Genomic DNA, 6,032 nt, shown 5'->3' with positions numbered 1-6,032 from the left:
GTTAAACAAGAAGAGCCCCTCCGGTGGAGGGGCTCTTCTGTCAAAAGGAGTCCGGCGGTGTCCTACTCTCCCACAAGGTCCCCCTTGCAGTACCATCGGCGCTGAGAGTCTTAGCTTCCGGGTTCGGAATGGGACCGGGCGTTTCCCTCTCGCTATGGCCGCCGAAACATTTACCACACACAACCATCGGCCGCGGTGAAGTCTGTTTCAGACCATGCCCACCAACCATGTCAGTGGGACTTGTCTGTTCTGTTGTCCCCACACCATACAGGACATGCTGGTGATGGGGTGTTCCGTAAAGCGGGTCGTTGCCGACCGTCTTTCGGGAACCACATAGTGGACGCGTAGCAATCTTTCTTCCTCCTCTACAGGGGAAGAGTGTTGTCAAGTTATCGGCTTATTAGTACCGGTCAGCTCCATGGGTCGTTAGTCCCCACTTCCACATCCGGCCTATCAACCCAGTAGTCTAGCTGGGAGCCTCTCACCCCGAAGGGTATGGAAATCTCATCTCGAAGCCGGCTTCCCGCTTAGATGCTTTCAGCGGTTATCCGTTCCGAACGTAGCTAATCAGCGGTGCTCTTGGCAGAACAACTGACACACCAGAGGTTCGTCCATCCCGGTCCTCTCGTACTAGGGATAGATCTTCTCAAATTTCCTACGCGCGCAGCGGATAGGGACCGAACTGTCTCACGACGTTCTAAACCCAGCTCGCGTACCGCTTTAATGGGCGAACAGCCCAACCCTTGGGACCTACTCCAGCCCCAGGATGCGACGAGCCGACATCGAGGTGCCAAACCATGCCGTCGATATGGACTCTTGGGCAAGATCAGCCTGTTATCCCCGAGGTACCTTTTATCCGTTGAGCGACAGCGCTTCCACAAGCCACTGCCGGATCACTAGTCCCGACTTTCGTCCCTGCTCGACTTGTCAGTCTTACAGTCAAGCTCCCTTGTGCACTTACACTCGACACCTGATTGCCAACCAGGTTGAGGGAACCTTTGGGCGCCTCCGTTACTCTTTAGGAGGCAACCGCCCCAGTTAAACTACCCACCAGGCACTGTCCCAGAACCGGATCACGGTTCGTAGTTAGATATCCAAAGTGACCAGAGTGGTATTTCAACAATGACTCCACCTGAACTAGCGTCCAAGCTTCACAGTCTCCCACCTATCCTACACAAGCCACTCCGAACACCAATACCAAGCTGTAGTAAAGGTCACGGGGTCTTTCCGTCCTGCTGCGCGTAACGAGCATCTTTACTCGTAGTGCAATTTCGCCGAGTTCGCGGTTGAGACAGCTGGGAAGTCGTTACGCCATTCGTGCAGGTCGGAACTTACCCGACAAGGAATTTCGCTACCTTAGGATGGTTATAGTTACCACCGCCGTTTACTGGGGCTTAAATTCTCAGCTTCGCTTGCGCTAACCGTTCCTCTTAACCTTCCAGCACCGGGCAGGCGTCAGTCCGTATACATCGTCTTGCGACTTGGCACGGACCTGTGTTTTTAGTAAACAGTCGCTTCCCACTGGTCTCTGCGGCCTTTCCCGCTCCGGGAGTAAATCCCATCACGGTTCCGGCCCCCCTTCTCCCGAAGTTACGGGGGCATTTTGCCGAGTTCCTTAACCACGATTCTCTCGATCTCCTTGGTATTCTCTACCTGACCACCTGAGTCGGTTTGGGGTACGGGCGGCTTGAACCTCGCGTCGATGCTTTTCTCGGCAGCATAGGATCACTGATTTCCCCCAATCGGGGTACGCATCGGATCTCAGGCGCATTGACGACGGATTTGCCTATCGTCAGCCCTACATCCTTACACCAGGTTCACCTTACGGATACCATCGCCTGGCTCAGCTACCTTCCTGCGTCACACCTGTTAATACGCTAAACGCACCAGCATGGGGTCGAGCGTTAGACCGGCCGGCATCACCCCGAAGGGATCCACTCAGCCGGGTTAGGACTCTTAGCACCACTGGATTGTCTTGGGCGGTTCTTCGCCGGTACGGGAATATCAACCCGTTGTCCATCGACTACGCCTGTCGGCCTCGCCTTAGGTCCCGACTTACCCAGGGCGGATTAACCTGGCCCTGGAACCCTTGGTCTTTCGGAGGACGGGTTTCTCACCCGTCTTTCGCTACTCATGCCTGCATTCTCACTCGTGTGGCCTCCACGGCTGGTTTACACCGCCGCTTCACTGGCCACACGACGCTCTCCTACCACTCCGTACGACTGAACCACGAAGGCTTGTCTATAATACGAAATCTACAGCTTCGGTGGTGTGCTTGAGCCCCGTTACATTGTCGGCGCGGAATCACTTGACCAGTGAGCTATTACGCACTCTTTCAAGGGTGGCTGCTTCTAAGCCAACCTCCTGGTTGTCTCTGCAACTCCACATCCTTTCCCACTTAGCACACGCTTAGGGACCTTAGCTGGTAGTCTGGGTTGTTTCCCTCTCGACAATGAAGCTTATCCCCCACTGTCTCACTGCTGCGCTCTCACTTACCGGCATTCGGAGTTTGGCTGACGTCAGTAAGCTTTTGGGCCCCATCGGCCATCCAGTAGCTCTACCTCCGGCAAGAAACACGCAACGCTGCACCTAAATGCATTTCGGAGAGAACCAGCTATCACGAAGTTTGATTGGCCTTTCACCCCTATCCACAGCTCATCCCCTCCATTTTCAACTGAAGTGGGTTCGGTCCTCCACGACGTCTTACCGTCGCTTCAACCTGGCCATGGATAGATCACTTCGCTTCGGGTCTAGGACATGCGACTGTATCGCCCTCTTAAGACTCGCTTTCGCTACGGCTACCCCACACGGGTTAACCTCGCCACATATCGCTAACTCGCAGGCTCATTCTTCAAAAGGCACGCTGTCACCCCTACAAGGAGGCTCCAACGGTTTGTAAGCAAACGGTTTCAGGTACTATTTCACTCCCCTCCCGGGGTACTTTTCACCTTTCCCTCACGGTACTTGTCCGCTATCGGTCATCTGGGAGTATTTAGGCTTATCAGGTGGTCCTGACAGATTCACACGGGATTTCTCGGGCCCCGAGCTACTTGGGATCCCCATTCAGCCAGCGCCAGCATTTCGGCTACGGGGTTCGCACCCTCTATGACCAGCCATTCAAAGCTGTTCGCCTATACTGCGCTGTAACTGCTCCTGTCCGGCAGAACAGGACAACGGGTCCCACAACCCCGACCATGCAACGACCGCCGTCTATCACACATGACCGGTTTAGCCTCTTCCGATTTCGCTCGCCACTACTGACGGAATCACTGTTGTTTTCTCTTCCTGTGGGTACTGAGATGTTTCACTTCCCCACGTTCCCTCTACCCGCCCTATATATTCAGGCGGGAGTCACCAGGTCAAAACGCCTGGCGGGGTTTCCCCATTCGGACATCCTCGGATCAGGGCTCGATTATCAGCTCCCCGAGGCTTATCGCAGATTTCTACGTCCTTCTTCGGCTCCAGATGCCAAGGCATCCACCGTTTGCTCTTAGAAACTTGACCACAAAGTTGCCGCCAGCCAAAGACTGGCAGCTCAGTGTTATCTCATTCGCCAACCACACCCCAAAGGGCGGGTTGGTCTAAGAAATTGCACTTAGTATCACAACCACTCGCCAACCCGAAGGCCGGCAACTGCTTGCGACTAAGATGCTCGCGTCCACTGTGTAGTTCTCAAAATACGGGCGGCACCAGAATCACCCTGCGAGTGATGCAGGACTTTCCTGGCCCAGAGGAGTCAACCCACCAACCTTACGGCCGGCCGGTTTGGTCCCTCAGGACCCAACAGCGTGCACACCACTCCACTCGGCCACCTTCACGTTCCAGACACCCGAAGATGCCGTACTTGCGCCGATGACTCCACGAAGAAGTCATTGTCAATGTTCCACCCATGAGCGCCAGCCGGGAACATTCGCCCCGGAACTGACTTGACCAGATGAATCCGGCTGTATACAGACCGGCTGGTACATGCTCCTTAGAAAGGAGGTGATCCAGCCGCACCTTCCGGTACGGCTACCTTGTTACGACTTAGTCCTAATCACCGATCCCACCTTCGACAGCTCCATCCCACAAGGGGTTAGGCCACTGGCTTCGGGTGTTACCGACTTTCATGACTTGACGGGCGGTGTGTACAAGGCCCGGGAACGTATTCACCGCAGCGTTGCTGATCTGCGATTACTAGCGACTCCGACTTCATGAGGTCGAGTTGCAGACCTCAATCCGAACTGAGACCGGCTTTTTGGGATTCGCTCCACCTTACGGTATCGCAGCCCTTTGTACCGGCCATTGTAGCATGCGTGAAGCCCAAGACATAAGGGGCATGATGATTTGACGTCATCCCCACCTTCCTCCGAGTTGACCCCGGCAGTCTCCTATGAGTTCCCACCATTACGTGCTGGCAACATAGAACGAGGGTTGCGCTCGTTGCGGGACTTAACCCAACATCTCACGACACGAGCTGACGACAACCATGCACCACCTGTATACCGACCTTGCGGGGCGACCATCTCTGGCCGTTTCCGGTATATGTCAAGCCTTGGTAAGGTTCTTCGCGTTGCATCGAATTAATCCGCATGCTCCGCCGCTTGTGCGGGCCCCCGTCAATTCCTTTGAGTTTTAGCCTTGCGGCCGTACTCCCCAGGCGGGGAACTTAATGCGTTAGCTGCGACACGGAGACCGTGGAATGGTCCCCACATCTAGTTCCCAACGTTTACGGCATGGACTACCAGGGTATCTAATCCTGTTCGCTCCCCATGCTTTCGCTCCTCAGCGTCAGTTACGGCCCAGAGATCTGCCTTCGCCATCGGTGTTCCTCCTGATATCTGCGCATTCCACCGCTACACCAGGAATTCCAATCTCCCCTACCGCACTCTAGTCTGCCCGTACCCACTGCAGGCTGGGGGTTGAGCCCCCAGATTTCACAGCAGACGCGACAAACCGCCTACGAGCTCTTTACGCCCAATAATTCCGGACAACGCTTGCACCCTACGTATTACCGCGGCTGCTGGCACGTAGTTAGCCGGTGCTTTTTCTGCAGGTACCGTCACTTTCGCTTCTTCCCTACTAAAAGAGGTTTACAACCCGAAGGCCGTCGTCCCTCACGCGGCGTTGCTGCATCAGGCTTTCGCCCATTGTGCAATATTCCCCACTGCTGCCTCCCGTAGGAGTCTGGGCCGTGTCTCAGTCCCAGTGTGGCCGGTCACCCTCTCAGGCCGGCTACCCGTCGTCGCCTTGGTGAGCCATTACCTCACCAACTAGCTGATAGGCCGCGAGTCCATCCTTGACCAAAATTCTTTCCAACTCCTAGCCATGCGGCTGAAGCTCGTATCCGGTATTAGACGCCGTTTCCAGCGCTTATCCCAGAGTCAAGGGCAGGTTACTCACGTGTTACTCACCCGTTCGCCACTAATCCCCCCAGCAAGCTGGAGTTCATCGTTCGACTTGCATGTGTTAAGCACGCCGCCAGCGTTCGTCCTGAGCCAGGATCAAACTCTCCGTAAAAGAAAAAACAGAACCACCGGAAAAAGGTGATAACTGCTGAATTTGATGCTGACTGAAAGAACAAAACAATCTGACGATTGTTGATTGTCCGTCAATCTCAAAGAAACCTAAACACCATCCGAAACCGAAGCTTCAGACAATGCCAGGGTATAATTTGGCATTTGACAATGTGCACGCTGTTGAGTTCTCAAGGACCAAACGCATCAGAGACCCGATCTCATATGAGACCATCGCCCGGAGCGGCTGTGAAACCTTAGCACCGATCTTCCTGTTGCAAGACCATCGCTCTTCGACTCCTGAGAGCCGGTGTCGTTCTCACGACGAGCCATGACGCTACACCATCACGATCAGTGTTCGCAACCCACTTGGTCCGAGGCCAGCTAGCAGAACCAGCAGCAACTCGAGGACTTGGAGGTCAGTGTCACTTGGTGGCCGGTGAAGCTTCGCTCCGCCGCACCTCCGTGGTGACAAGAGGAAACATTACAGGCACACCAGCCACATCGTCCAAACCCTGCCGCATCCCGGGCGTGTCG

The 6,032-nt window shown here is 55.0% G+C and carries 3 rRNA genes; all 3 read right to left on the bottom strand.

Annotated elements, in window-relative coordinates:
- Positions 1 to 49 precede the first annotated feature (49 nt).
- Positions 50 to 166, bottom strand: a 5S ribosomal RNA gene (gene rrf / locus ES689_RS15440).
- A 214-nt stretch (positions 167 to 380) separates the two neighbouring features.
- A 23S ribosomal RNA gene (locus ES689_RS15435) occupies positions 381 to 3,504 on the bottom strand.
- A gap of 473 nt (positions 3,505 to 3,977) precedes the next feature.
- Positions 3,978 to 5,499: ribosomal RNA gene (locus tag ES689_RS15430) — 16S ribosomal RNA — on the bottom strand.
- Together the 16S, 23S and 5S rRNA genes form the textbook arrangement of a ribosomal RNA operon.
- Positions 5,500 to 6,032: the final 533 nt, after the last annotated feature.

This window comes from Frigoribacterium sp. ACAM 257 (assembly GCF_007954365.1).
Classification (GTDB): Bacteria; Actinomycetota; Actinomycetes; order Actinomycetales; family Microbacteriaceae; genus Frigoribacterium.
This window is presented reverse-complemented; position numbering and strand designations above follow the sequence as displayed.